This is a genomic window from Bacillota bacterium, assembly GCA_040757205.1.
Taxonomy (GTDB): domain Bacteria; phylum Bacillota; class Desulfotomaculia; order Desulfotomaculales; family Desulforudaceae; genus Desulforudis.
Genome location: JBFLXL010000007.1, coordinates 16,731 through 40,772, shown reverse-complemented (window position 1 = coordinate 40,772; position 24,042 = coordinate 16,731). Strand labels below are relative to the sequence as shown.

General features: G+C 63.6%; 25 protein-coding genes. All 25 read left to right on the top strand.

Annotation, left to right across the window (positions count from 1 at the left end; translation table 11 throughout):
* Positions 1-52: 52 nt before the first annotated feature.
* The 25 genes from AB1402_06720 (at position 53) to AB1402_06600 (ending at position 24,034) form a co-directional block, all read left to right on the top strand.
* On the top strand, positions 53-2,677 hold the full coding sequence (locus tag AB1402_06720) for a CBS domain-containing protein (GenBank protein ID MEW6541288.1): 2,625 nt from the start codon (positions 53-55) through the stop codon (positions 2,675-2,677).
* Positions 2,677-3,342, top strand: coding sequence for a site-2 protease family protein (locus AB1402_06715; protein ID MEW6541287.1), 666 nt, complete (start codon positions 2,677-2,679; stop codon positions 3,340-3,342). The genes AB1402_06720 and AB1402_06715 overlap by 1 nt, the downstream gene beginning before the upstream one ends.
* 27 nt (positions 3,343-3,369) lie before the next feature.
* Positions 3,370-4,353 carry a tryptophan--tRNA ligase gene (gene trpS, locus AB1402_06710; protein ID MEW6541286.1) on the top strand — a complete coding sequence of 328 codons (984 nt, stop codon included), beginning with the start codon at positions 3,370-3,372 and terminating at the stop codon, positions 4,351-4,353.
* A gap of 136 nt (positions 4,354-4,489) precedes the next feature.
* The gene (locus AB1402_06705) at positions 4,490-5,140 is read left to right on the top strand and encodes a DUF2953 domain-containing protein (GenBank protein ID MEW6541285.1); all 651 of its coding nucleotides are present in this window, start codon (positions 4,490-4,492) and stop codon (positions 5,138-5,140) included.
* Positions 5,104-5,511 carry a GerW family sporulation protein gene (gene ytfJ / locus AB1402_06700; GenBank protein ID MEW6541284.1) on the top strand — a complete coding sequence of 136 codons (408 nt, stop codon included), beginning with the start codon at positions 5,104-5,106 and terminating at the stop codon, positions 5,509-5,511. Before AB1402_06705 ends, ytfJ begins: the two co-directional genes overlap by 37 nt.
* Positions 5,512-5,738: 227 nt before the next feature.
* Complete coding sequence (locus AB1402_06695) at positions 5,739-6,338, top strand: nucleoside recognition domain-containing protein (protein MEW6541283.1); 600 nt, start codon at positions 5,739-5,741, stop codon at positions 6,336-6,338.
* Positions 6,332-6,868 (top strand): nucleoside recognition domain-containing protein, encoded by a 537-nt coding sequence (locus AB1402_06690; GenBank protein ID MEW6541282.1) that lies wholly within the window; start codon positions 6,332-6,334, stop codon positions 6,866-6,868. The genes AB1402_06695 and AB1402_06690 overlap by 7 nt, the downstream gene beginning before the upstream one ends.
* 118 nt (positions 6,869-6,986) lie before the next feature.
* On the top strand, positions 6,987-7,703 hold the full coding sequence (locus tag AB1402_06685) for a pseudouridine synthase (GenBank protein ID MEW6541281.1): 717 nt from the start codon (positions 6,987-6,989) through the stop codon (positions 7,701-7,703).
* Between the two features lie 54 nt (positions 7,704-7,757).
* Positions 7,758-8,243 (top strand): hypothetical protein, encoded by a 486-nt coding sequence (locus AB1402_06680; GenBank protein MEW6541280.1) that lies wholly within the window; start codon positions 7,758-7,760, stop codon positions 8,241-8,243.
* Positions 8,244-8,275: 32 nt separating this feature from the next.
* Positions 8,276-8,641 (top strand): chorismate mutase, encoded by a 366-nt coding sequence (gene aroH, locus AB1402_06675; protein ID MEW6541279.1) that lies wholly within the window; start codon positions 8,276-8,278, stop codon positions 8,639-8,641.
* A gap of 30 nt (positions 8,642-8,671) precedes the next feature.
* Positions 8,672-9,784 (top strand): HD domain-containing phosphohydrolase, encoded by a 1,113-nt coding sequence (locus AB1402_06670; protein MEW6541278.1) that lies wholly within the window; start codon positions 8,672-8,674, stop codon positions 9,782-9,784.
* Between the two features lie 26 nt (positions 9,785-9,810).
* On the top strand, positions 9,811-10,917 hold the full coding sequence (locus AB1402_06665; protein MEW6541277.1) for an HD-GYP domain-containing protein: 1,107 nt from the start codon (positions 9,811-9,813) through the stop codon (positions 10,915-10,917).
* 171 nt (positions 10,918-11,088) lie between these two features.
* Positions 11,089-12,555 carry an anthranilate synthase component I gene (gene trpE, locus AB1402_06660; GenBank protein ID MEW6541276.1) on the top strand — a complete coding sequence of 489 codons (1,467 nt, stop codon included), beginning with the start codon at positions 11,089-11,091 and terminating at the stop codon, positions 12,553-12,555.
* The gene (locus AB1402_06655; protein ID MEW6541275.1) at positions 12,552-13,145 is read left to right on the top strand and encodes an aminodeoxychorismate/anthranilate synthase component II; all 594 of its coding nucleotides are present in this window, start codon (positions 12,552-12,554) and stop codon (positions 13,143-13,145) included. Before trpE ends, AB1402_06655 begins: the two co-directional genes overlap by 4 nt.
* Positions 13,142-14,173, top strand: coding sequence for an anthranilate phosphoribosyltransferase (gene trpD / locus AB1402_06650; protein MEW6541274.1), 1,032 nt, complete (start codon positions 13,142-13,144; stop codon positions 14,171-14,173). Before AB1402_06655 ends, trpD begins: the two co-directional genes overlap by 4 nt.
* Positions 14,158-14,934: an indole-3-glycerol phosphate synthase TrpC gene (trpC, locus tag AB1402_06645; protein ID MEW6541273.1), complete on the top strand. Its 777-nt coding sequence runs from the start codon at positions 14,158-14,160 to the stop codon at positions 14,932-14,934. Before trpD ends, trpC begins: the two co-directional genes overlap by 16 nt.
* A gap of 174 nt (positions 14,935-15,108) precedes the next feature.
* Positions 15,109-15,726: a phosphoribosylanthranilate isomerase gene (locus AB1402_06640; GenBank protein ID MEW6541272.1), complete on the top strand. Its 618-nt coding sequence runs from the start codon at positions 15,109-15,111 to the stop codon at positions 15,724-15,726.
* A complete protein-coding gene (gene trpB / locus AB1402_06635; protein ID MEW6541271.1) occupies positions 15,726-16,907 on the top strand; it encodes a tryptophan synthase subunit beta in 1,182 nt (393 codons plus the stop codon). The genes AB1402_06640 and trpB overlap by 1 nt, the downstream gene beginning before the upstream one ends.
* Complete coding sequence (gene trpA / locus AB1402_06630) at positions 16,904-17,707, top strand: tryptophan synthase subunit alpha (protein MEW6541270.1); 804 nt, start codon at positions 16,904-16,906, stop codon at positions 17,705-17,707. Before trpB ends, trpA begins: the two co-directional genes overlap by 4 nt.
* A gap of 105 nt (positions 17,708-17,812) precedes the next feature.
* Positions 17,813-18,901: a histidinol-phosphate transaminase gene (gene hisC, locus AB1402_06625; protein ID MEW6541269.1), complete on the top strand. Its 1,089-nt coding sequence runs from the start codon at positions 17,813-17,815 to the stop codon at positions 18,899-18,901.
* 3 nt (positions 18,902-18,904) lie between these two features.
* Positions 18,905-19,918 (top strand): 3-deoxy-7-phosphoheptulonate synthase, encoded by a 1,014-nt coding sequence (gene aroF / locus AB1402_06620; GenBank protein ID MEW6541268.1) that lies wholly within the window; start codon positions 18,905-18,907, stop codon positions 19,916-19,918.
* Between the two features lie 35 nt (positions 19,919-19,953).
* Positions 19,954-21,048, top strand: coding sequence for a prephenate dehydrogenase (locus tag AB1402_06615; GenBank protein ID MEW6541267.1), 1,095 nt, complete (start codon positions 19,954-19,956; stop codon positions 21,046-21,048).
* A gap of 312 nt (positions 21,049-21,360) precedes the next feature.
* Positions 21,361-22,650, top strand: a complete 1,290-nt coding sequence (aroA, locus tag AB1402_06610; protein MEW6541266.1) for a 3-phosphoshikimate 1-carboxyvinyltransferase — start codon at positions 21,361-21,363, stop codon at positions 22,648-22,650.
* A 100-nt stretch (positions 22,651-22,750) separates the two neighbouring features.
* The gene (gene cmk, locus AB1402_06605; GenBank protein ID MEW6541265.1) at positions 22,751-23,452 is read left to right on the top strand and encodes a (d)CMP kinase; all 702 of its coding nucleotides are present in this window, start codon (positions 22,751-22,753) and stop codon (positions 23,450-23,452) included.
* Complete coding sequence (locus AB1402_06600; GenBank protein ID MEW6541264.1) at positions 23,453-24,034, top strand: lysophospholipid acyltransferase family protein; 582 nt, start codon at positions 23,453-23,455, stop codon at positions 24,032-24,034.
* The last annotated feature ends 8 nt before the right edge of the window (positions 24,035-24,042 follow it).

The window sequence follows — 24,042 nt, the reverse complement described above, 5'->3', positions numbered from 1 at the left end:
CCTGGCCTAATGCCGCCCGGGGAGTTTCCAGCTGCGGGGTGAACGGCAATTCATGAAAGTGATCACAACCCACACCAATACTGATTTCGACGGTCTGGCCGCGATGGTGGCCGCGCAGAAGCTGCATCCGGACGCCGAACTGGTGCTCCCGGGCAAAATGGCCCAGAATGTCGAGGAGTTTGTCGCGCTCCACATGGATATCCTTGAAATCCGGAAACCGAGCGAAATCAGGTTTTCCGACGTGAACTTCCTGATCGTGGTGGATACCATGCAACCCAACCGCCTGGGACGCCTGGCGGAGATTTTGAAGAACCCCAGGCTCCGGATTCACGTCTGGGACCATCACCCCCGGATGGAAGGCGACCTGAAGGGTGAATTGGAGATCGTTGAGCCGGTAGGCGCCGCAACCACGCTGCTGGTCGAGGAGATCAAGCGCCGCGGGGTTCCGGTCTCGCCCTACGAGGCCACGGTGCTGGCGCTTGGTATTTACGGCGACACGGGGTGTTTGATTTTCTCCAGTACCACCGACCGGGACGCGGAGTCGATCGCCTTCCTGCTGGCCCAGGGAGCGAATCTGGGCGTGGTGGCCAATTTCCTGGGGCGCCCCCTGACCAACGAGCAGAAAAACCTGCTGCGGGACCTCTTGATTTCGGCGGAGAGACATTATGTCAACGGCGCCCGGATTCTGGTGGCGCGTACACGGGTCAGTGAATTCGTCGGCGGCCTGGCGCTCTTGACGCATAAGCTGGCCGAGCTTGAACAGCTGGACGCCGTTTTTTGCGCGGTGGCCATGGAGGACCGGACCCACATCGTGGGGCGCAGCACGCTTCCGGAGGTGAACGTGCGGGACATTCTGGCCCACTTCGGCGGCGGCGGGCACCACGCGGCCGCCTCGGCCACCGTAAAGAGCACCGACGTGGAAACGATCACGGCGGAACTCCTGCAGGTGGTGGGAGAAATGGTGGTGCCGCCGCTTTTGGCCGGGGACATCATGACTTCGCCGGTGAAAAGCGTGCCCCCCGACATCGCGGTCTCCGAGGCCAACCAGATCATGCTGCGCTACGGACACCGCGGGATGCCGGTGGTGTCGGACGGCGCTCTGGTCGGGATCATTTCCCGGCGGGACGTGGAGAAGGCCCAGCGGCACAACCTGGGTCACGCACCGGTCAAAGGTTACATGAGCAAAAACGTGATCACCGTTTCACGGGATACCCCGGTTACCGAAGTGCAGGCCGTAATGATCGAGAACAATATCGGCCGGCTGCCGGTTGTGGATAACGGGTACCTGATCGGGATCGTTTCCCGGACCGACATCCTAAAGACGCTGCATCCCCAGTTCAAACCGCGGTTTTCCACCTTGTACGTAAAGACCCGCGTCCCGTCCTACTACCGGGACGCGGCCGACCTGATCCGGCGCCGCCTCAAACCCGAACAGGCCGATCTTCTGACGGTCGCCGGCGAGGTTGGTTCGGCCACCGGTTGCGCCGTCTACCTGACTGGAGAAACGGTCAGGGATGTGTTTCTGGGTTCCCCGGGCCAAAATCTGGAGCTGGTGGTGGAGGGTAACGGGCCGGCCTTTGCCGAAGCACTGGCCCGGAAGGCCGGGGGGCGGCTCGGCGCTGACGACCGGTCGGGGTATACAATCGCCCGTAACGGGCGGAAAGTGGCCATCGTGGCCTTGCGGACCGGGTTTTTTGAGCATGGTTCGGAACTGCCCAATAACAAAGTATCCGCCCTGCGGCACGAACTCTACCGGCGGGATTTCACCGTGAATGCCCTGGCCGTGGGGGTGAACCCCGACCGCTTCGGTGAAGTGATCGATTATTTCGGCAGCCGTGACGATCTGCACCACGGGGTGGTCCGCGCCTTACACAACCACAGTTTCGAGGAAGACCCGGTGCGTCTTTTGCAAGCGGTCCGCCTGGAGCAGCGGTTTGGTTTCAATATCGAACGGGAGACGCTGAAGCTGATCCGGGAAGCGGTGAGTGACAAGCTTTTGTCCCAGGCTCCGCCCGACCGGATCTGGGCCGAGTTCCGGCGTTTGCTGAAGGAGCCGCGGGTTCCGGCCATATTGGCCCGGCTGGCCCAGCTCAATCTCTGGCCGTCGTTGTTTCCGGACATCCTGTACTGGGAAGTCCAACCGATGATCTCGGGAATACCCAAGGCCCTTGACAGTCTTGGTTCCTGGAAAGTGCCCCAGCCGGCCGAGCCCTGGCTATGCTACTTGATCGCCATCCTGCACTGGCAGAACCTGGTCGTTGTTGACGAGCTCTGCCGGTCGTATCAGCTGCGCAAAGGTCAGACCGACAAAATCCTGTACACGATTGCCGGCTGGCGGTCCGCGGTATCCAGGCTGTCGGCGGCAAAAGCGCCTGAGGCCCGGGCTGCGGCGTTAAACCTCGTGAACCTGCCGCGCGAGGGCTACCCGATCGTGCTGCTCATGCTGGAGAAGAAAGCCTGGAAAGAACGGTTCCGGGAAGCCCTGGCCGCACTGTACAAACATAAACCGGTGATCACGGGCAAAGATATTAGGGACTTGGGTTACCGGGAACAAACCGGCATGAAGAGGATCAGGGAAGCGGTGTGGCGGGCCAAATTGCGCGGTGAGGTGACCTCCCGGGAAGGGGAATTGAACCTGGCCCGGGAGACAATGATGGATTGGGGGGACCGCTCGTAATGTTCGGGGCCAATCCCGTGATTGCCGTTCTCGTCATCGTGATCGGCGTGGTCTTTCACGAGGTCGCGCACGGCTGGATGGCCAAGAGGCTCGGCGACAGGACGGCCGAGCGTGCCGGGCGCCTGACGCTTAACCCGATCCCCCACCTGGACCCGGTCGGGTCGATCATCCTCCCGGCGGCGCTGGTGCTCCTGAACGCCGGCGTGGTCTTCGGCTGGGCGAAACCGGTGCCGGTGAACCCGCACAACTTCCGGGGCGACATCAAGCGGGGAATGATGCTGGTTTCGTTTGCCGGACCGGGTTCCAACCTGCTGCTCGCCGCCGTCGGCGCGGTGCTTCTGGGCCTGCTCATGGGACTGCAGGGGATCGCGGCCGTGACGCAAACGCTTTTTGGCAATTTTCTTCACTCCCTGATTTTGATCAACCTGGTGCTGGCTTTCCTGAACCTGCTGCCGGTTCCGCCGCTGGATGGGTCCAAGATCCTGGCCGGAATCTTGCCGGGGCGGCAGGAATGGCTCTACAGCCTGGAAAAATACGGCTTCGCGGTTTTGATCGTGCTGCTGGTCACCGGTGCCATCGGCATCTACCTGGCGGCGGTGGTGAAGCCTGCATTTCAATTTCTGTTAAGGTTTGCGGCCGATATCGCACGCTTCTTCGGAAGCTGACCGGGCCTTTAGTCTGGTGAAAGAAGGATGAAAGTATTGCGTATTCTGAGCGGAATGCGTCCCAGCGGCCGGCTGCACATCGGTCACTTGAGCGTGCTCTCCAACTGGCTGCGGCTGCAGGAAGAACACGAGTGCTTCTTTTTTGTGGCCGACTGGCACGCCCTGACCACCGCTTTTGACGATCCGGGCTCCATCGAAGAAAACACCCGGGAGATGCTGGCCGACTGGTTGGCGGTGGGGATTGACCCGGAGCGGAGCACCGTCTTTATCCAGTCCCGGCTCCTTGAGCACGCCGAACTGCACCTCTTGCTCTCGATGATCACCCCCCTGTCCTGGCTGGAGCGGGTGCCGACGTACAAAGACCAGGTCCAGCAACTGGCGGTGAAGGGAAAGGACATCACCACGTACGGCTTTTTGGGCTACCCGCTGTTGCAGACGGCGGACATCCTGATGTACCGGGCCGACGCGGTGCCGGTCGGACAGGACCAACTGCCGCACCTGGAGCTGTCACGGGAAGTGGCCCGCCGTTTCAATCACTTGTACGGGAACCTCTTTCCCGAACCGCAGGCGCTGCTGGCGGAGGAGTCCTTGCTCCCGGGCGTGGACGGCCGGAAGATGAGCAAGAGCTACGAGAATGAAATCAGCCTGAGTGCCGTTCCGGAACTGATTGAGAAACGCGTGCGGATGATGGTCACCGACCCGGCGCGCATCCGCAAGAACGATCCCGGCCACCCGGAGGTTTGCGACGTATACACCTACCAGGAACTCTACAACCGCGACCTGGTCGCCGAAATAGCCGCGTCCTGCCGGGCGGGCACCGTGGGGTGCGTGGCCTGCAAGCTCCAGCTCGCCGGGAGTCTCACCGCATACCTGAAGCCGGTCCGGGAACGGCGGGAGGCGCTTCTGGCCCAACCCGGGGTGATCGACGCCGTAATCGAACGCGGTACCGAAAAGGCCCGGGCGGCCGCCCGGGAGACCATGCGCCTGGTGCGCCGGGCGCTGGGCCTCTGACCCGCCCAGAATTGAAGATTAACTTTGGATGTTCCGGCTCCGCGCAAAGGGCCGGATATTTTTTCGGCGCTTTCCGGGAAAACTGCAAGAAATGGCAGCAGGGATAAAAACCGGCAAGCCGGAGGCGAACCCTTGAATGACGGCCATCATTGTGACCGGCGCCGTGGTCTTGGTCTTGGTTCTGGTACCTTTGTCCCGGATCAGGGTGCACTTAAGGTTCAAGCGCCGCGGTGAGGACGACCGGATCAGAGTGGGCGTGGCCTGGCTGAAGTACCTCCGCTACTCGCTCGATGTGGCCCTGGTGGACCTGCTGGTGCAAAGCCGTCCCGGGATACGGTTCGAAACAAAAAAAGGCCTGCCCGAAACGGTGCCCGCGGGAGACCCCGAAGAGACGACCGTTCCTTTCGGCTCTTTGTTCGCGGTCTACAAAAAATACGGGGGCTATCTGTTCGCCCTCTTTTATCTGGCCGGGCGGACCCGGATCAGGCGTTTTTGCTGGTACACCGAGATCGGTACCGGAGAAGTCCACCATACCGGGCTGGCCGTCGGTGTGGCTTGGGCCGCCAAGGGTACGCTGGTGAGCGGACTTTACGCTCTTTGCGCGCCGGCCGCGAAGCCGGAGTTGGCGGTGTTCCCGGACTACGAGCACCGCCGGTTCCGTACTTCCCTGGACTGCATATTCGACGTGCGCATCGGCCATATTATGATGACAGGCCTTAAGGTTTTATGGCGCAGCAGGGGGGAAAGGATATGGCAATGGAACCGCACCCCATCGAAGGACTTATGAGGACCGCGATGGAGAGCATAAAAGAAATGATCGACGTGAACGTCGTGGTCGGTGATCCGGTGGAAACACCGGACGGAACGGTGGTGATCCCGGTTTCCCGGGTCGCCCTGGGCTTCGCCGCCGGTGGCGCTGAGTTCGAGGTCGACAAGGGTGAAGAGGAGACCGTGTTCCCGTTCGGCGGCGGCAGCGGCGCGGGTGTGTCCGTGCAGCCGGTGGGTTTTCTGGTCATCGGCAAGGACCAGGTGCGCCTGATCCCGGTGGACGCCAACGTAATCGCCGACCGCCTGATCGACTTGGCGCCGCAGGTGCTGGACAAGATCGACGCCCTGATCAAGCGTTCGGAGCCGAAGAAAGAGCAACCGCCGCAGTAGAGCAAGTCCGGCTGTGTGACCCGCTGGTGAACACAGGCCGGCTTGCAGGCCGGTGGTCCTGTACGGTACGACGCTTGGGATCCGTCCTCGGCCCGCTCGTTAACACGGGTTGACTTTTTTTGCCCCCGCGGTAGGGAGAAACCCGCCAGGCCCGCGCGTGGACGGGTTCTACCCTTTTCGCGCCCCTCATAGTAATTCGTTAGTTGACAAGGGAGGGGAGGGAGAGCATGGTCAACTACGTGTGGCTTGCGCTGATGCTGTTGGGGATTCTGGCGGCGGGCCTAAACGGCCGGATCGAGATAGTGACCAAGGCGGCTCTGGAAGGGGCGCAACTGGCGGTAAAGACAGCGTTCGGGCTGATCGCGGTTATGGCCTTCTGGCTGGGGGTCATGAGAATCGCCGAACAAGCCGGGCTGGTGCGGGTACTGGCTTTCCTGGTCCGGCCGCTGGTCCGCGTCCTTTTTCCGAGCGTGCCCAGGGACCATCCGGCCGTAGGGGCGATGGTGATGAACTTAAGCGCGAACATCTTAGGACTCGGCAACGCCGCTACGCCGATGGGGCTGATCGCGATGCAGGAGCTTCAAAGACTGAATCCGTATCCGGACCGGGCTTCGGACGCGATGTGCACTTTTCTGGCGCTGAACACCGCCTGCCTGACGCTGATTCCTTCAACGGTCATCGGGATCCGGGCGCTGTACGGCTCGGCTGAACCGGCCGCGGTGGTGGGCACCACCATTTTCGCCACGGCTTGCGGCATGACGGCCGCCATCCTGGCCGACCGTTTCTTCCGGGGGGTTTACAGGGCCCGGGGTGATCGACTATGCTAGAGCTGGTCGGGGCCGTCTCCAAATGGGCTATTCCGGTCTTCCTCGCCGTGGTCCTGATTGCGGGGGCCGGCCGCCGGGTCCGGGTGTTCGAGGCCTTTGTGGAAGGCGCCGAGCAAGGATTTGGAATGGCGGTCAAGCTCATTCCCTATCTGGTGGCGATGGTGGTCGCCATCAGCGTTTTCCGGGCCTCGGGCGCCATGGACTCCTTCGTGGGGCTGATCGCCCCGCTGCTTGCTTTGGTCGGCGCGCCGGCGGAGATTGTGCCCCACGCCCTGATGCGTCCACTTTCCGGGGGCGCCGCCCTGGGGATCGCCGCCGAACTGATCGAAAAACACGGACCCGACAGTTTCATCGGACTGCTGGTCTCAACGATGCAGGGTTCGACCGACACCACCTTCTACGTGCTGACACTGTATTTCGGGGCCGTGGGGGTGAGGCGGTACCGCTACGCCGTGGCCTCCGGCCTGACGGCGGATTTGACCACCCTCCTGGCGTCCCTCTTCATCGTGGGCCTCGTTTTTGGAGGTTAGAGCGGCGGGAAACCGGGCAAGGTGAAGCCAGGCCGGGGATGAACCGTTTGGTGAGGCTGCACAAGTACCATATATCAGAGTCAATAGGCGTTGATAGTTATTCGGGGTGAACCGTTTGGTGAGGCTGCACAAGTACCTGGCGGAGGCCGGCGTCGCCTCGCGCCGCGCCTGCGAGGAGCTGATCCTGGCCGGGCGGGTGCGGGTCAACGGCCGGGTGGTCCACGAATTGGGGACCACGGTCGATGGCTTTCAGGACCGCGTGGAGGTGGACGGCCGCGAAGTCCGGCCCGAGGCCAAGGTTTACGTTTTGTTGTACAAGCCCCGGGGCTACGTGACCACGGCCCGGGATCCCCAGGGAAGGCGAAAAGTCACGGACCTGGTGGCGGGAGCGGGCGGGCGGGTCTTTCCGGTCGGCCGCCTGGACTACGACAGCGAGGGTCTCCTGCTGCTGACCAACGACGGCGACCTGGCCTACCGCCTTACCCATCCCCGTTTCCACGTCCCGAAGACCTACCGGGTGGTGCTGGACCGCACGCCCGGACCAGCGGCGCTCGGTGCGATCGAGCGCGGCGTTCGCCTGGAGGACGGCCCGACGGCGCCGGCCGAAATCCGCCTGCTTGGGGGTGACGGCGGGGAGGCGCTGGTGGAGATGACCATTCACGAGGGCCGGAAACGCCAGGTGCGGCGGATGTGGGCCGCCCTGGGCTTTGAAGTCAAGAGGCTCAAACGCGTGCGGATGGCCGGCCTCGAACTCGGGAGACTTGAGCCCGGCGGCTGGCGGCACCTGCAGCCGTCCGAGCTGCAAAGCTTAAGGAAACTGGTGAGTTTGGCGTAAACCCGGCAGGATTTCCATTAATCGACTAGAATTGACTTTTTGGAAGAAGAGGCAATGGACGCGAAGGAGGGAGGCCTGTTGGTACGGACCCAAACGGGCCAGGAACTGGTGGAAGCGGAACTGCGGGTCAGGGTGCGTCTGGACTTCAAAGGCGTGTCCCGCCCGGGGAAGCTTTTCTTTGGGGGGAAACCGACGGAGAAGGTGGCGGAGGAGACCCGCGAACAGCAGCTCGCCCTTTTCCGGAACGTTCCGGTACAGGGAATAAGAATCGAGGATATCAGTTTGGGCGGGGAAATTTACACCGTGTTCGACGAACAGGGCAACGTTGAGGTAGCGTATGCTCCGGCCGAGCTGACCCTGGTGGCCGATACCGTTGAGGATCTGGTACGGTTCGTGGTGCGCGATGATTTTCGCCGGATCGAGGTCCTGGAACCCGCCAACGTGGTATTAAGGCGCCTCGATGTCGAGCGGTTGATGTTTCGGGTCAATGAGGAAAACAAGGCGGTGCAGCGCATGTTGGAGCGGAAATACGCGCGTTGACGCCGATCCAGAGGAGGTTTAAGCAGGAATATATGAGTCCGGTACGCGGAATCCGCGGCGCAAACACCGTCGAGGACAATACCCGGGCAGCCATTTTCCAGGCTACGCGGGAACTGCTGGAGACCGTGGTCCGGGACAACGAGCTCCAGTTGGAGGATATCGTCAGCGTGTTTCTAACGCTTACTCCGGATCTGGACGCCGACTTTCCGGCGACGGCGGCCCGGGACATGGGCTGGGACCGGGTTCCGCTCCTGTGCGCCACCGAGATCAATGTTCCGGGAGCCATGCCCCGTTGCCTGCGTGTCCTGATGCACGTCCACACCGGCCGCTCCCAGAACGAGATCAAACATGTGTACCTGGGCCGGACGGCCGCTTTGCGTCCGGACCTCTCTCAATGATGATCTCCGCCTTCCCCTGGGGGTTGACCAATGCGTAGAGTCCCTGTTTCAGCCTTGGTCCCGGGCATGCGGATCGCCAGGGAAGTAGCGGGAGGCCACGGTGAGGTCTACCTCCAAACCGGAGTCATCCTCACGCCAGGGTACATCCGCAAGCTGGCTGAACTCGGCTTTGTGTCCGTATATGTGCGCGATGCTTTGCTGGGTGATCTCCACGTAGCCCAAGCCGAGGACGTAGTGCGCGATGAAACCCGGCGCGAAGCAGTCAGCGGAGTTGCTAACCTCCTCCGGGAAACGGCGGAGTCCGGGGCCAAGGTGATTGAGCCGCCGAGAGAACTGGCCCGGACGGTCAGTGACATGGTGAGTCAAGTTGTGGAGAACCCCTCCCCAACCATCAACATCTACGACCTCCGTGCCCAAAATGAGTATTTGTACCACCACTCAGTCAATGTCTGCGCCCTGGCGCTGGTTATCGGCGCGCAGATCGGCCTCTCCCGGCGTGAGCTGTATGAACTGGGAATCGGAGCGCTGATGCACGACGTGGGGAAGATCAGAGTTCCCGCGGAAATCCTGGACAAGCCCGGAAAACTGAGCGCGGAGGAGTTCGATCTGGTTAAGAAACACACGCTGCATGCCGAGGAGTTGCTTCAGAACAATCCCCCGGCGGCGGCGTTGGCCGGTATGCATCACGAGCGGCTGAACGGCGAGGGTTACCCAAGAGGGCTGAAGGCAGGGGAGATCCCGCCGCTGGTCCAGATTGTCGGCATTGCCGATCTGTTCGACGCCCTGACGGCCGACCGGTGCTACCGGAAGGCCTACCGTCCGGACCAGGCTCTGGAGATGCTGCTGGGGGCCGGAGATTTCTGGTTTGACTTCGATCTGGTACGTGCTTTTGTGGTCAACGTGGCGGCCTACCCGGTCGGCACACTGGTGGAACTGAACTCCAGGGAGATCGGTGTGGTGGTGAGCACGCCCAAGGGGTTCCCGACCCAACCGGTGGTGCGCGTGTTTGTCGCGGCTGATGGTGGTTGGCTGGGCGACGCGCATGATGTCTCCACCCTGGACAAATGCCTGTTTGTAGCCAGGGTGTTGGACGAGGAAGAGATCTCTTTCATCAAGAAGGCTTTGCACAGCGGGCAGGCTTAAAGCCAAAAAACGGAGATGGCCTATCGATGCGAAAGGTACCGGTGAACTACCTTGAACCGGGAATGCGGCTGGCGCGGCCGGTCCTGGGCACCGGCGGCGAGGTGTATTTGGCGGCCGGTGTCACTTTAAGCAGGAAGTACATTCAACGGCTGGAGAAGATCGGCTTTAGCTCCGTTTATGTGGAGGACCGCCTGCTTGACGGGGTGTTCGTGCAGGACGTTATATCGGATAAGACCAGACGGGACGCCATAATGCAGGTCCGAAAATCGCTCATGGAATGGTCCAGGCCCGGAACAAAAGCGATCAATGTTACTCAGGACATTACCCGGGTAGCGGACGCCATTGTCGGCGACTTATTGAAAAACCCCTTCTCCACCGTCAACCTGGTCGATATTCGTACCGAGGGAGCGTACCTCTTTCACCACTCGGTAAACGTGTGCGTGCTGGCCGTCCTCGCCGGAATAAACTATGGGCTCCAAAGAGAACAACTGATCAATCTCGGGGTGGGCGCTCTGCTGCACGATGCCGGGAAAGTACGGGTCCCCGCCGAGATCTTGAACAAGCCGGGATCGCTGACGGCTGACGAGTTTGACCAGGTCAAGCTGCATTGCGCCCACGGGCGGGATATCCTCGGTGGACACCCGGCTTCCAGCGTCATTGCTTACGCCCATCACGAGCGTTACAACGGGGGAGGTTATCCTCTTGGACTCAAGGGAAGGGACATCAACTACCTCGCTCAGATGGTGGGGATAGCCGACATTTACGACGCGCTCACATCCGAACGGTGTTACCGCAAGGCGCACGCGCCCCACGACGCTCTGGAATTAATCGCCGGTTCGGGGAACTGGTGGTTTGACACCAGGTTGGTGCATAACTTCGTGCGCTGCGTGGCGGCCTATCCTACGGGAACTTTGGTCGTGCTGAGTTCCGGGGAAGTCGGGGTCGTAGTCGACACCCCGCAGGCGCATCCCTTCTTCCCTAACGTGCGGATACTGCTCAACGCCCAGAGGCGAAAGGTGCTTCCTTACACCCGGTCGACCGTGCAGGAAAACCTGTGGGTCAGCCGGGTCTTGGACGACGAGGAAGTTCGGACCATCCGGCAAACGTTGGGGGAAATCTTCCAAAACGATTGACAACTCCGCCCGGGTGTGGTATTTATACGAATGTAACCAACCGGTTCGGTAATTGGGACCAGCGTAGCGGAGACAGGGCGAGATAGATGAGCTGAGTTGAGCCTGGTGCGCAAGACCTTGCCGGCGCTCTTCTGAGTGTCGGTTTTTGTATTTTGGGAAGGAGGCGCGGCCTTGAGCGCGGTAAACCCCTCCATCGAACAATACCGGATGCTGGCGGAGACAAATAACCTGATTCCCGTTTTTCAGGAATGGACCATCGACATGGAGACCCCGATTTCCATTTTCAAGCGTCTAGAGCCCCAAGGCCCGTGTTTCTTGCTGGAGAGCGTGGAGGGTGGCGAAAGCCTGAGCCGGTACTCCTTTATGGGCTTCGATCCCTTGTGGACGCTGGAATTGAAGAACGGTGCGGGCGTGATGCGCAGCGCAGCCGGCGAAGAGGCGGTGAGCGGTCATCCCCTCGATATCCTGGCCCGTACGTTGGGGCAGTACCGCTGTCCCGACCTTGATCTGCCCCGGTTTTTCGGCGGCGCCGTCGGGTATTTCGGCTATGACCTGGTCCGCCACCTGGAGCGGCTGCCGGCGAGCGCCCCGGACAACCTCGGTCTTCCGGACTGCAGCGTGATGTTCCCGGAAACGGTGTTGATTTTCGACCACGTCCAGCACACCCTGAAAGCGGTGGTGAACACCATGGTCGGCGATAATCCCGATGCCTCCCACGCGCGAGCCTGTGCCCGGATTCAACGCCTGCGGGAGACCCTGGACGGACGGTTTCCGGAATACGGCGGCCTTCCGGCCACGGGGAACGGGCAGCTTCGGGTGGTGGCGGAGACCACCCCGGAGGCCTTTAAGGCCGCGGTGCGCCGGGCCAAGGAGTACATCGCCGCGGGAGAAATACTACAAGTGGTTCTATCCCTGCGGCTGCGGGTTCCGCTGCAAACACCGCCCTTTGAAATGTACCGGAGGCTCCGGATCATCAATCCCTCGCCGTACCTGTTCTACCTGGACCTGGGCTCCGCCACGGTGGTCGGCGCCTCTCCGGAGATGCTGGTCCGGGTGGAGGGCGGCGCGGTGCGGACCAGGCCGATTGCCGGAACCCGCCCCCGGGGCGCCGGCCGGGCCGGCGACCTGGCCTACGAGGAAGAACTGAAAGGGGACGCGAAGGAGCGGGCGGAGCACCTGATGTTGGTCGACCTGGGCCGGAATGACCTGTCCCGGGTGTGCGCACCCGGTTCGGTGCAAGTCCCCCTGTTTATGGCCGTGGAGCGCTATTCTCACGTGATGCATCTCACCTCGGAGGTCCGGGGGACCCTTGAGTCCGGACGAACCGCCCTGGAGGCGCTGGGGGCCGTGTTCCCCGCGGGCACGGTAAGCGGCGCGCCGAAGGTGCGGGCCATGGAGATCATTGAGGAACTTGAACCCTCCCGCCGCGGTATCTACGCCGGGGCGGTCGGTTACCTGGGATTGACCGGGAACCTGGATACCTGTATCGCCATCCGCACCGCCGTCGTCCGCGACGGCCAGGTCTATATCCAGGCCGGGGCGGGCATCGTCGCTGATTCCGATCCGGACCGCGAGTACCAGGAAGTGATGCACAAGGCATCCGCCTTGATTCGGGCGGCACAGGGGGCCTTAACGTGATTCTGATGATTGACAATTACGACTCGTTCACCTACAACCTGGTGCACTACCTGGCGGAATTGGGCCGGGAGGTGCGGGTGGCGCGCAACGACACCGTCAGGCTGGCGGAAGTGGACGCCCTGGCGCCGTCGGCGATCGTGATTTCTCCCGGGCCGGGATCCCCCGACAGCGCCGGGATATCACTGGAGCTGGTGAAGCATTGCGCCGGCCGGATTCCGATCCTGGGCGTTTGCCTGGGCCACCAAGCGATCGGTCAGGCCTTCGGTGGGCGGGTGATCAGGGCGGCACGCCCGATGCATGGAAAAACGTGCCCGGTTGAACACGACGGAAAGTCGATTTTCCGGGGATTGCCCTCGCCCTTCACGGCCACGCGATATCATTCCCTGATCGTGGACGCGGGGAGCCTGCCGCCCTGTCTCGAAGTGAGTGCCCGCTCACCCGAGGGGGAAATCATGGCCTTGCGACACCGCCGCCATCCGGTCGAGGGAGTGCAGTTCCACCCGGAATCGATTCTGACCGAATGGGGACGGGAGTTGCTTGCCAATTTTCTCGGTCTGGAGACGGGCCGGAGGGGAGGGTTTCGGAATTGATCCGGGAAGCGCTGCAGAAACTGGTCGGCGGGGAGGACCTGGAGCAGCACGAAGCGGAAGCGGTCATGGCCGACATTATGGACGGCCGGGCCACGCCCGCGCAGATCGGCGCGTTGCTGGCCGGGCTGCGCCTGAAGAGAGAGACGGCGGCGGAAATCAGGGGCTTCGCCCTGGCGATGCGGGCGCGGGCCGAACCGGTGCCGACGCGGCACGAACTGGTGGCCGACACCTGCGGTACCGGCGGTGACGGCGCCCAGACTTTCAATATCTCCACCACCGCCGCCTTCGTCGTGGCCGGCGCCGGAGTGCCGGTGGCCAAACACGGCAACACGGCGGTCTCCAGCCGGTGCGGCAGCGCGGACGTCCTGCGCCATCTGGGGGTGAACCTGGACTTGACCCCGGCCGAGATGGGAGCCTGCCTCGACGAGGTGGGGATCGCCTTTCTTTTCGCGCCGCACCTGCACCGGGCTATGCGGCACGCTGCCGGACCGCGGCAGGAACTCGGCATCCGGACCGTGTTCAACATCCTGGGGCCGCTGACCAACCCGGTGCGCCCCCGGATTCAGGTGCTGGGGGTGTTCGACCCGGCGGTCGCGGAGTTGGTGGCCGATGCCCTGTGCGGCCTGGCCGTGGAACGCGCATTTGTGATCCACGGAGCCGCCGGTCTTGATGAGGTATCCCCGGCCGGCCCGGCCAAGGTCTGGGAAGTGCGCCCCGGTTCGGTGCGGGCGGGGGTCCTTGACCCGGCGGAACTGGGGTTTGCCCGGGCCGGTGTCGAGTCACTGTCCGGCGGTTCCCCGCCGGACAACGCCCGGATCACGCTGGAAATCCTGCAGGGCACCTCCGGGCCGCGGCGGGACGCCGTGCTGTTAAACGCGGGCCTGACGCTTTTGGCCGCGGGCCGGGCCGGGGACATGGCCCAAGCGGTGCGCCTCGCGGCCGAGTGCTTGGATTCCGGGGCGGCCCGGGAGCGATTGACGCGACTGATTGAATTTACGGGGCGGGGAAAAGCATGCTGGACCAGATAATCGCCTCCAAGCGTAGCGAGGTGGAGACGCTGCGGCGGAGAACGTCACTGGCGGCCTGGCGGGAGGCGGCCGCCGCCGCGCCGCCCACCCGGAGCCTCAGCCGGGCGCTGCGGGCGCAGCCCGGGGTGTCCCTGATCGCCGAAGTTAAGGGCCGTTCCCCTTCGGCCGGAGTGATCCGGGCCGCCTTCGACCCGGTGGAAATCGCCGGCCTTTACGAGGGCGCCGGGGCCGCCGCCGTTTCCGTGCTTACGGACCGCACCTATTTCGGCGGCCGTCCGGAATACCTTTCGGCAATCCGGCAAAGCGTGGCCCTGCCGCTGTTGCGCAAGGATTTCATCATCTCCGGGCACCAGGTTTACGAGTCCCGCGTGCTGGGCGCGGACGCGGTCCTGTTAATCGCCGCCGCCCTGGACGACCACGAACTGAAAGACCTCATGGAACTGACCGTGGCGCTTGGCATGGAGCCTCTCGTCGAAGTCCATACCCCGGGGGAGCTGGAGCGCGCCACCGCTGCGGCGGCGAGTCTGGTGGGGATCAACAACCGGGACCTGGGCACTTTCCGGACCGATCTCAAGCACACCCGGGAATTGGCGGCCCATCTGCCGGCCGGGGTGACCAAAGTCAGCGAGAGCGGCATCCGCACCCGGGAGGACATGCTGACGCTGGCGGCCTGGGGTGTGGACGCCGCCCTGGTGGGGGAGGCCCTGATGCGGGCCGGCGACATCGGGGCCCGCGTCCGGGAACTCCTGGGGACGGCCTGATGGTTCAAGGACGCCGTATGCCGGGCTTATTGAATGAGCAAGCGACATGCAAGAACAAAGCCGCCGCAGATGTGGCACTCGTACAACAGGCTTATTGAATGAGGAAGCGACAGGAGAAATCAAGGAGGGCGGCACCACAAGTGAATAAGTCAAATGCCTGGCACCTGGGAGGCGATGACCCTGGTTAAAATCTGCGGGATTACCAACCTTGATACCGCCCTGGCGGCGGCGGCCGCCGGCGCAGACGCCCTAGGCTTCGTGTTCGCTTCGGGGAGACGCCGGGTCGCACCGGAAACGGCACGCGACATCATCCGGAGACTGCCCCCGGAAGTGCTCACCGTGGGGGTTTTCGTGGACGAAGATCCGGAAACGGTCCGTGGAATCGCTGCGTACTGCGGGCTGGGGGCGCTCCAATTCCACGGGCGGGAAAGTCCGGACTACTGCCGGGATTTTCAGGTGCGGGTAGTCAAAGCTTTCGGGGTGACCAGGAGTTCCGCCGGGGACCTGGAGCGGGACAGCGCCGCGTATCCGGTCTGGGCGCTGTTGCTGGACACCGCCGCAGGGGGGCGGCCGGGCGGCACGGGGCGGGTGTTCGACTGGCGGCTCGTGGAGTCCCTGAAGTTCTCCCGGCCGGTCATTCTGGCGGGGGGCTTGAATCCCGAAAACGTCCAGGCGGCGATCACCGCCGTCCGCCCTTACGGGGTGGACGTTTCCACGGGGGTCGAAACCGGGGGGGTCAAAGACCCGGAGAAAATTCGCCGTTTCATTACACTGGCAAGGGAGGCGGGATGATGCTGCCGGATGAGAAGGGGTACTACGGCGCTTTCGGGGGCCGCTACGTTCCCGAGACACTCATGTCGGCGCTTGAGGAGTTGGGGCAGGCCTATCAGAGCGCCCGGGCGGACGAGCGGTTCCAGCAGGAGATCGACTACTACCTGAGTCACTATGTGGGCCGGCCGAGCCCCCTGCACTTCGCCGCGAACCTGAGCCGTTACGCCGGAGGCGCCCGTATCTACCTCAAGAGGGAGGACTTGAACCATACCGGGGCGCACAAGATCAACAACACCCTCGGCCAGGCGCTGCTGGCCCGGCGGATGGGGAAAAAGCGGCTCATCGCCGAGACGGGCGCCGGACAGCACGGCGTGGCCACCGCTACGGCGGCCGCGCTGTTTGGGTTTTCCTGCACCATCTTTATGGGCGTCGAGGACGTGCGGCGTCAGGCGCTGAACGTGTTCCGGATGCGGCTTTTGGGCGCCGAGGTGGTTGAGGTGGCCGCGGGGAGCAAAACCCTGAAAGACGCGATGAACGAGGCCATCCGCGATTGGGTGACCAACGTGGAACACACCTACTACCTGATCGGTTCGGTGGCCGGGCCCCACCCGTACCCTTTGATGGTCCGGGAATTCCAGTCGGTGATCGGGAGGGAGACGCGCCGGCAGGCCGTTCGGCTGACCGGTGGTCTGCCGGACTACGTGGTGGCCTGCGTTGGCGGGGGCTCGAACGCCATGGGCATGTTCTCGGAGTTCCTGGGGGAACCGAAGGTGTGTCTGGTCGGCGTGGAGGCCGGGGGGCTCGGCCCGGAAACGGGCCGCCACGCGGCGACCCTGTCCCGCGGTCGGCCGGGGGTGCTGCACGGTTCGCTGAGTTACCTGTTGCAGGATGACCACGGCCAGGTGCTGCCGGTGCATTCGGTCTCCGCCGGGCTGGACTACCCGGGGGTGGGCCCGGAACTGAGCTATCTAAAAGATTCGGGCCGGGTCCTCTTCACCGCCGCCACGGACGCCGAGGCGTTGGACGCTTTCCGGCTGCTCTGCCGGACGGAGGGCATCCTGCCCGCGCTGGAAAGCGCCCACGCCGTCGCCGAGGCGGTGAAGCTGGCCCGGACGCTGACGCCGGCGGCGTCGATCGTCGTCAACCTCTCGGGCCGGGGGGACAAAGATGTCGAGACGGTGGCGGGGGAGGTGCGGCCATGAGCGGCGGGCGGATCGCCGTCGCCTTCGAGCGGCTGCGCGAGCGGGGGGAAAAGGGGCTTATCACCTTTGTAACTGCCGGCTACCCGGATTTGGAGACGACCAGGAGCCTGGTGCTGGCGATGGCGGATTCGGGATCCGACGTGATTGAACTAGGGGTGCCGTTTTCCGACCCGCTGGCGGACGGTCCGGTGATCCAGCGGGCCTCACAGGCCGCGCTGGCAACGGGTACAACCCTGGCCGCGATCCTGGCGCTGGTACGGGAACTGCGGCGGGAGACCGATGTTCCTTTGGTGCTGATGAGTTATTTCAATCCCATTCTCAGCTTCGGGCCGGAGCGGCTGGCTTCCGCTGCCGCCGGGGCCGGCGCCGACGGCCTGATCATCCCGGACCTGCCGCTGGAAGAAGCCGGCCCGGTGCTCGCCCTGGCGGATGAATACGGGCTGGACCTGATCCCCCTGGTGGCGCCGACCTCCACGCCACGCCGGATCGCCGCGATCGCCGCGCAAGCCCGGGGCTTCGTGTACTGCGTGTCGGTGACGGGCGTGACCGGTGCGCGGGCCGGCTACTCCGAAAAGCTGGCGGGGGTGTGCCGGACGGTGCGGGAGCATACCGGACTGCCGGTCGCGGTCGGCTTCGGCATCGCCCACGGAGACCAGGTGCGCGCGCTGGCTCCCCACGCCGACGCTTTGATCGTGGGCAGCGCCGTCATCGAATTGATCCAAGGCACGGATAAGAACGGGAGCGTCAACAGAGTGGGGAGTCTGGTGCTTGAACTGAAACAAACACTACGGAAATTATAGGTTGCGTGCCTCCGGGGTTGGTGGTAACATTTTTTATAAACTATTTCGGAGCCGCAAGATGTATCCTTAGTCGACAAAGAGGTTCCGTCCCGGGGAGGGAGTCGGTTGTCTGAACTGGCGCGGGGGAACATCCTGGACCTGGCGGTGTACCGGCCGGGCAAGCCCATTGAGGAAGTACAGCGGGAACTCGGCCTCACGGAGGTCGTGAAGCTGGCGTCGAACGAAAACGCCGTCGGAGCGTCCCCGGAAGTAATCGAAGTTCTGAAAAACGCCGCTTACGGGGTACACTATTATCCCGACGGGTCGAGCTACCGGTTGCGGCAGGCGTTGGCCGAATTTTACGGCCTCGACCCCGGGCAAGTACACCTGGGCAACGGTTCCAATGAAATCGTCCAGCAGATTTCCCTGGCTTTTCTGGATCCGGGTGACGAAGCACTGATGCCTGTTCCCAGTTTTCCGCGCTACCAGCCGCTGGCCCGGATGATGAACGCCGTGCCGGTGGAGGTGCCGCTTAAGGACGACACCCTGGACCTGGAGGCCATGGCCGCGCGCCTGAACTCGCGCACCAAGCTGGTGTACATCTGCAACCCGAACAACCCGACCGGCACCATCGTCGGCCGCGCGGAACTGGACCGTTTTATGGGCGTTGTGCCCCGGCGCTGCCTGGTGGTGCTGGACGAGGCCTATTTCGAGTACGTTGACGACCCGCGCTACCCGGACGGGCTGGCCTACGTCGCCGCTCTTCCTAATGTGGTCGTGCTGCGCACTTTTTCCAAGATGTACGGGCTGGCCGGGCTGCGTGTCGGCTACGCCGTGGCGCGGCCGGGGATCGTGGACTGCCTGGAGCGGGTGCGCGAACCGTTTAACGTGAACAGCATGGCCCAGGAAGCAGCGGTCGCCGCATTGGCCGGCCAGGCCCACGTGGAGGCGCTCCGGAAGCTGAACCGGGAGGAAAAGGAATACCTTTACCGTGAATTGGTCCGGATGGGGTTGCCCTATGTGCCTACCGAGGCGAACTTCATCCTGTTTGACGTCGGCCGGGACGAAAAAGCGGTGTTTCAAGGCCTATTGCGCCGGGGCGTCATTATTCGGGGTGGGTTCGGTTATCCCACCCGCCTGAGGGTCACCATCGGCACCCGCGACCAGAATCGAAAGTTCATCAAAGCCCTGGAAACGTTTCTGGAGGAGGAGTAAAGGATGGTCATTGTAATGCACCATGAGGCGAGCGAAGCTGAGATTGAGTCTGTCGTGAAGAGAATAGAGTCGGCCGGCTACCGGGCCCACCTTTCCCGCGGGGTGGAGCGGACGATTATCGGGGCCATCGGCGACGAGACCATCCTCGGGGACGCCGGGATCGAACTCCTGCCGGGGGTGGACAAGGTCATCCCGATCATGGCCCCGTACAAACTGGCCAGCCGGGTGATGAAATCCGAGCGCACGGTGGTCGCCATCGGGGACGTGACCATCGGCGGCGACACCGTCCAGGTGATGGCCGGCCCGTGCGCGGTGGAAAGCGAAGAACAGCTTTTTGAGGTGGCGGAAAGAGTCAGGGAGGCCGGAGCCCGGATTTTGCGGGGCGGCGCCTACAAGCCCCGCACATCCCCTTATGCTTTCCAAGGACTGGCCGAGACGGGGCTTAAGCTTCTGGCCGAGACCCGGGCGCGGTACGGTCTGCTGATCGTGACCGAGGTCATGGACGCCCAGACGCTGCCCCTGGTGGCCGAGTACGCGGACATCATCCAGATCGGCACCCGGAACATGCAGAATTTCTACCTGCTCCGCGAAGTGGGCCGGTACAACAAACCGGTCCTGTTGAAACGCGGCCTGTCGGCCACCATTGAGGAGTGGCTGATGGCGGCCGAGTACATCCTGAACGAGGGGAACCCGAACGTAATCCTGTGCGAACGCGGGATCCGCAGTTTTGAGACCTTTACCCGGAATACCCTGGACCTTTCGGCCGTGCCGATCGTCAAGCATCTCTCCCACCTGCCGGTGGTGGTCGACCCCAGTCACGGCATCGGCAAGTACAAGTTCGTGCCGCCGATGGCCCTGGCCGCCGTGGCCGCCGGGGCCGACGGCCTCCTGATCGAAGTCCACCCCAACCCGTCCGAGGCCTTGTGTGACGGGGCGCAGTCCCTGACCCCGAAGAAGTTTGGGAAGACTATGGTTCAGTTGGCACAAGTCGCGCAGGCAGTCGGGCGGAGAGTCTAGCGGTCAGGTTGCCGGCGTTTAAGGAGAGAGCTTTTTTGTTTAACCAGGTGTCCATTATCGGTGTGGGCCTCATCGGGGGCTCTATCGGCCTGGGTTTAAGGGCCCGGGGATTAGCCCGCACCGTGACCGGCGTCGGCCGCGACCCGTCGCGCCTGCAGGAGGCGCTTGCGCGGGGCGCGGTCGATCATTTCACCACCGACCCCCAAACCGGACTGGCCGGCGCCGAACTGGTGGTCATCGCCGTTCCGGTGGCCAGCATCATCCCGGTGTTGCGCTTGGTGGTGCCGCACCTGCGACCGGGAACCATTGTGACGGATGTCGGGAGCTGCAAAGCGGCGGTGGTGGACGCCGCCGCTCGGATCACTCCCGCCGGGGTGCACTTCGTGGGCGGGCACCCCATGGCCGGTTCGGAGCAGGCCGGGATCGGCGGTGCCGACCGTTACCTGTTTGAGGGCGCGTACTACGTCCTCACTCCCACGCCCCACACTGATAGGCGGGCGTCTGCGCGGGTGCGGTTGATGGCGGAGGGGTTGGGGTGCCGGGTGATCGAGATGACGCCCGGGGAACATGACCGGGCCGTGGCCGCCGTCAGCCACCTGCCGCACCTGTTGGCCTGCACCCTGGTGAATACGGTGGCCGGGATGGAAGGTTCGGAACGGGCGCTGGCGCTGGCGGCCGGCGGCTACCGCGACACCACCCGGGTGGCGGCCGGCAGTCCTCCGATGTGGCTCGACATATTCCTGGCCAACCGGGGGATGCTGAAGGCTCTGCTGCACCGGTTCCGCGAGGAACTGAACGTTATTGAAGGCGCCCTGGATGAAGGCGGGGCGGAAGAAATCACCGCCTGGCTCCAAAAGGCACGGGAGAGCCGGGAAGGCCTGCCGGCCCGGGCGAAGGGATACTTGAAAGACCTCCACGAAATCACCATCACCATTTCCGACCGCCCGGGGACCATTGCCACGGTGGCCTCGCTCCTCGGCCGGCACGAAATAAACATTTCCGACCTGGAGATCCTCCGGGTGCGGGAAGGTGAAGGCGGCACCGTCCGCCTGGCCTTCGGCGCCGCACGGGACCGGGACCGGGCCGCCGAACTGCTGGCCGGCGAAGGGATCCCGGTGACCAGGCACTGACCCCCTTGTAGCATGAGTGACCGGGAAAAAGACTCTGACAGCTTTTCCGGTAGCGGGTGCGTCCGTTGGGCGCCCCAGGGGACTGGCTCGGGCAGAAAAATAGGGGACTGTCCCCCTTTTTCGCCCCGGGGGACTGGCTCGTTTTTGGGCAGGCAATCGAATTGGACCCCGGGCAGTTGATGCAGCCAAAAACGTGCCTGTCCCCCTCGGTGACCAGTCCCCCACGGGGAAAAGGAAGGAAAAAAGGGGCCTGACCCCGTTTCCCCCGTTTCCCCTCGGTGACCCAGAATCCAGTTGAGGCGGTGAGTGTTTTTGACCCTGACCGTTACGCCGGCCCGGGGCCTGCGCGGTGAGATCTGCGTCCCGGGCGATAAATCCATTTCGCACCGGGCGGTAATGCTGGGCTCCCTGGCACACGGGGAAACGGCGGCCACCAATTTCCTGCCCGGGGAAGACTGTCTGGCCACCGTGCGCTGTTTCCGGGCTCTCGGCGTAGAAATCGAGGGGCCGGACAAAGACGCCGTCCGGATCCGGGGCCGCGGGCCCAAGGCCCTGACCGAGGCCCCGGACGTGCTCGACGCCGGCAATTCCGGAACCACTATGCGGCTGATGCTTGGGATTCTGGCCGGGCAGCCCTTTTTTAGCGTGCTTACGGGCGACGCCTCTCTGCGGCGGCGTCCGATGGGCCGGGTGACCGGGCCGCTCCGGGAGATGGGCGCGACCATATTGGGCCGCGACAACGCTAATCTGGCGCCGATCGCCGTGACCGGGGGCCGGCTTTCGGGCCTCAAGTATTGGCTTCCGGTGGCCTCGGCCCAGTTGAAATCGGCCCTGCTCCTGGCCGGGCTGTTTGCGGACGGGCCGACGGAGATCACGGAGCCGGTGGCGACCCGGGACCACACCGAGCGGATGCTGAACGCCTTCGGGGCGCGGGTGGCGCGCCGGGGCCGAGTAGTGACGGTATCTCCCTCCCCGGATCTCGGCGGGCGTGAAATCAGAATCCCGGGCGACATCTCCTCGGCCGCCTTTTTCATCGTCGCCGCGCTGATTACGCCTGAGAGCGACCTGGTGCTGAAGGACGTGGGCGTCAATCCGACCCGGACCGGAATACTTGACGCCCTGGCGGACATGGGGGCGCGGATCTCCGTGAGCCGGCCCCGGGAAACCGGCGGGGAACCGGTGGCCGACATCCGGGTCCGGTCAAGCGCCCTGCGCGGCACAGTGATTGAGGGGGCTCTGATCCCGAGGCTGGTGGACGAGATTCCCGTCCTGGCGGTGGCCGCGGCGTACGCCGACGGGGAAACGGTGATCCGCGACGCCGCGGAACTCAGGGTAAAAGAGTCCGACCGTTTGACGGCCACCCGCAACGAACTGAGCGGGCTGGGGGCCGATATCGGGGAGACGCCCGACGGCCTGGTAATCCGGGGGCCGCGGCGGCTCACCGGAGGTGAGTGCGAAAGTCACGGCGACCACCGCATCGCGATGGCGGCTGCCGTAGCCGGCCTAGCCGCGTCCGACGTCACCATCATCCGCGATTCCGGCTGTATCGACGTGTCCTTCCCCGGATTCGCCGACGCATTAAATTCCCTGCGCCTCGAATAATATTCAACAACAGTGATTTGACCGACTACCGACTACCAAACATCCGGTCTTTTTATTATTTCGGGAGGAAATATCGCTTGTTTGTCGAAGTACAACCGTAATGTTGGGTGTGCAAAAGGGGGCCGGGGCGATCGGGAGGGGCGTCACTGCTATTGATGGCCCTGCAGGAGCGGGTAAAAGTACGGTAGCTAAAAGGGTCGCGGACAGTTTGGGATTCACCTATGTTGATACCGGAGCTATGTACCGAGGTATCACCCTTCTCGGGATGCGCGCGGGGATAGCTCCCTCGGACAGCGAAGAGAAGTTGACCGAACTGGTCCGGAGCGCCGATCTCAAGTTCGAGGCGGGTTCCGGGGAGGGCTTGCGGGTTCATCTCAACGGAGAAGACGTCACCCGGGCCATCAGGGAGCCCGATGTGTCGCGCCAGGTTTCTTACTATGCCCGTATACCGTCTGTGCGGCAGGTGCTGACCCTTTTGCAGCGTGAACTTGCCGTGGCAGGCGGTATCGTCATGGAGGGCCGGGACATCGGCACGGTCGTTCTGCCGGACGCCGACCATAAGTTCTTTGTAACGGCCAGCCCGCTGGAAAGGGCGCGGCGGCGTTTGAAGGAGCTGAACCAAGAGGGTTACCGGCTTGACCTGGACCGATTGGTGCGCGAGATTGAGGAACGGGACCGGATAGACAGCAGCCGGTCCTTGGCGCCGCTTTGCGTGGCGCCCGACGCCGTCGTCATCGACACCACCGACCTGAGTGTCGACGAAGTGGTGGCGATGATCGTGGCAAAGGTGGGCAATACATAAGTGTTTTATTGGTTCTGCTGGCACCTGTGCCGGACCGTGCTCCTGTTGCTGCGGCGTTGGGAGGTAAAAGGGGCGGAAAACATCCCCCCGTCGGGCGGGTTGATTGTGGCCGCCAACCACAGCAGCTACTGGGATCCGGTGGTGTGCGGGTGTATGATCGGCCGGCGGATCTACTTTATGGCCAAGGCCGAGCTTTTCCGCATTCCCGTGCTGAAGACCATCATTACGGCGTGGGGAACGTTCCCGGTACACCGGGAGACTTTTGACCGGGAGGCGATCCGCACGGCGCTGGGTCACCTCAAGGCGGGACGGGTGGTGGGTATGTTTCCGGAGGGAACCCGGAGCAAGAGCGGTGAACTGCAAAAGCCACACTACGGGGTGGCGTTGGTGGCTTTGAAGGGGGGGGTCCCCATATTGCCGGTGGCCCTCATTGGAACCAAAGGGGTTTTGGGCAAAGTCCGGGTGCGGGTCGGAAAACCGCTCGCGTTTCCGGAATACGCCGGAAAGAAACCCTCAAAAGAGGCTCTGGAGGAGATCAGCAACCGGGTTATGGGGGAGATCGGCACCCTGCTCAAGGCGTGAGGTGAGAT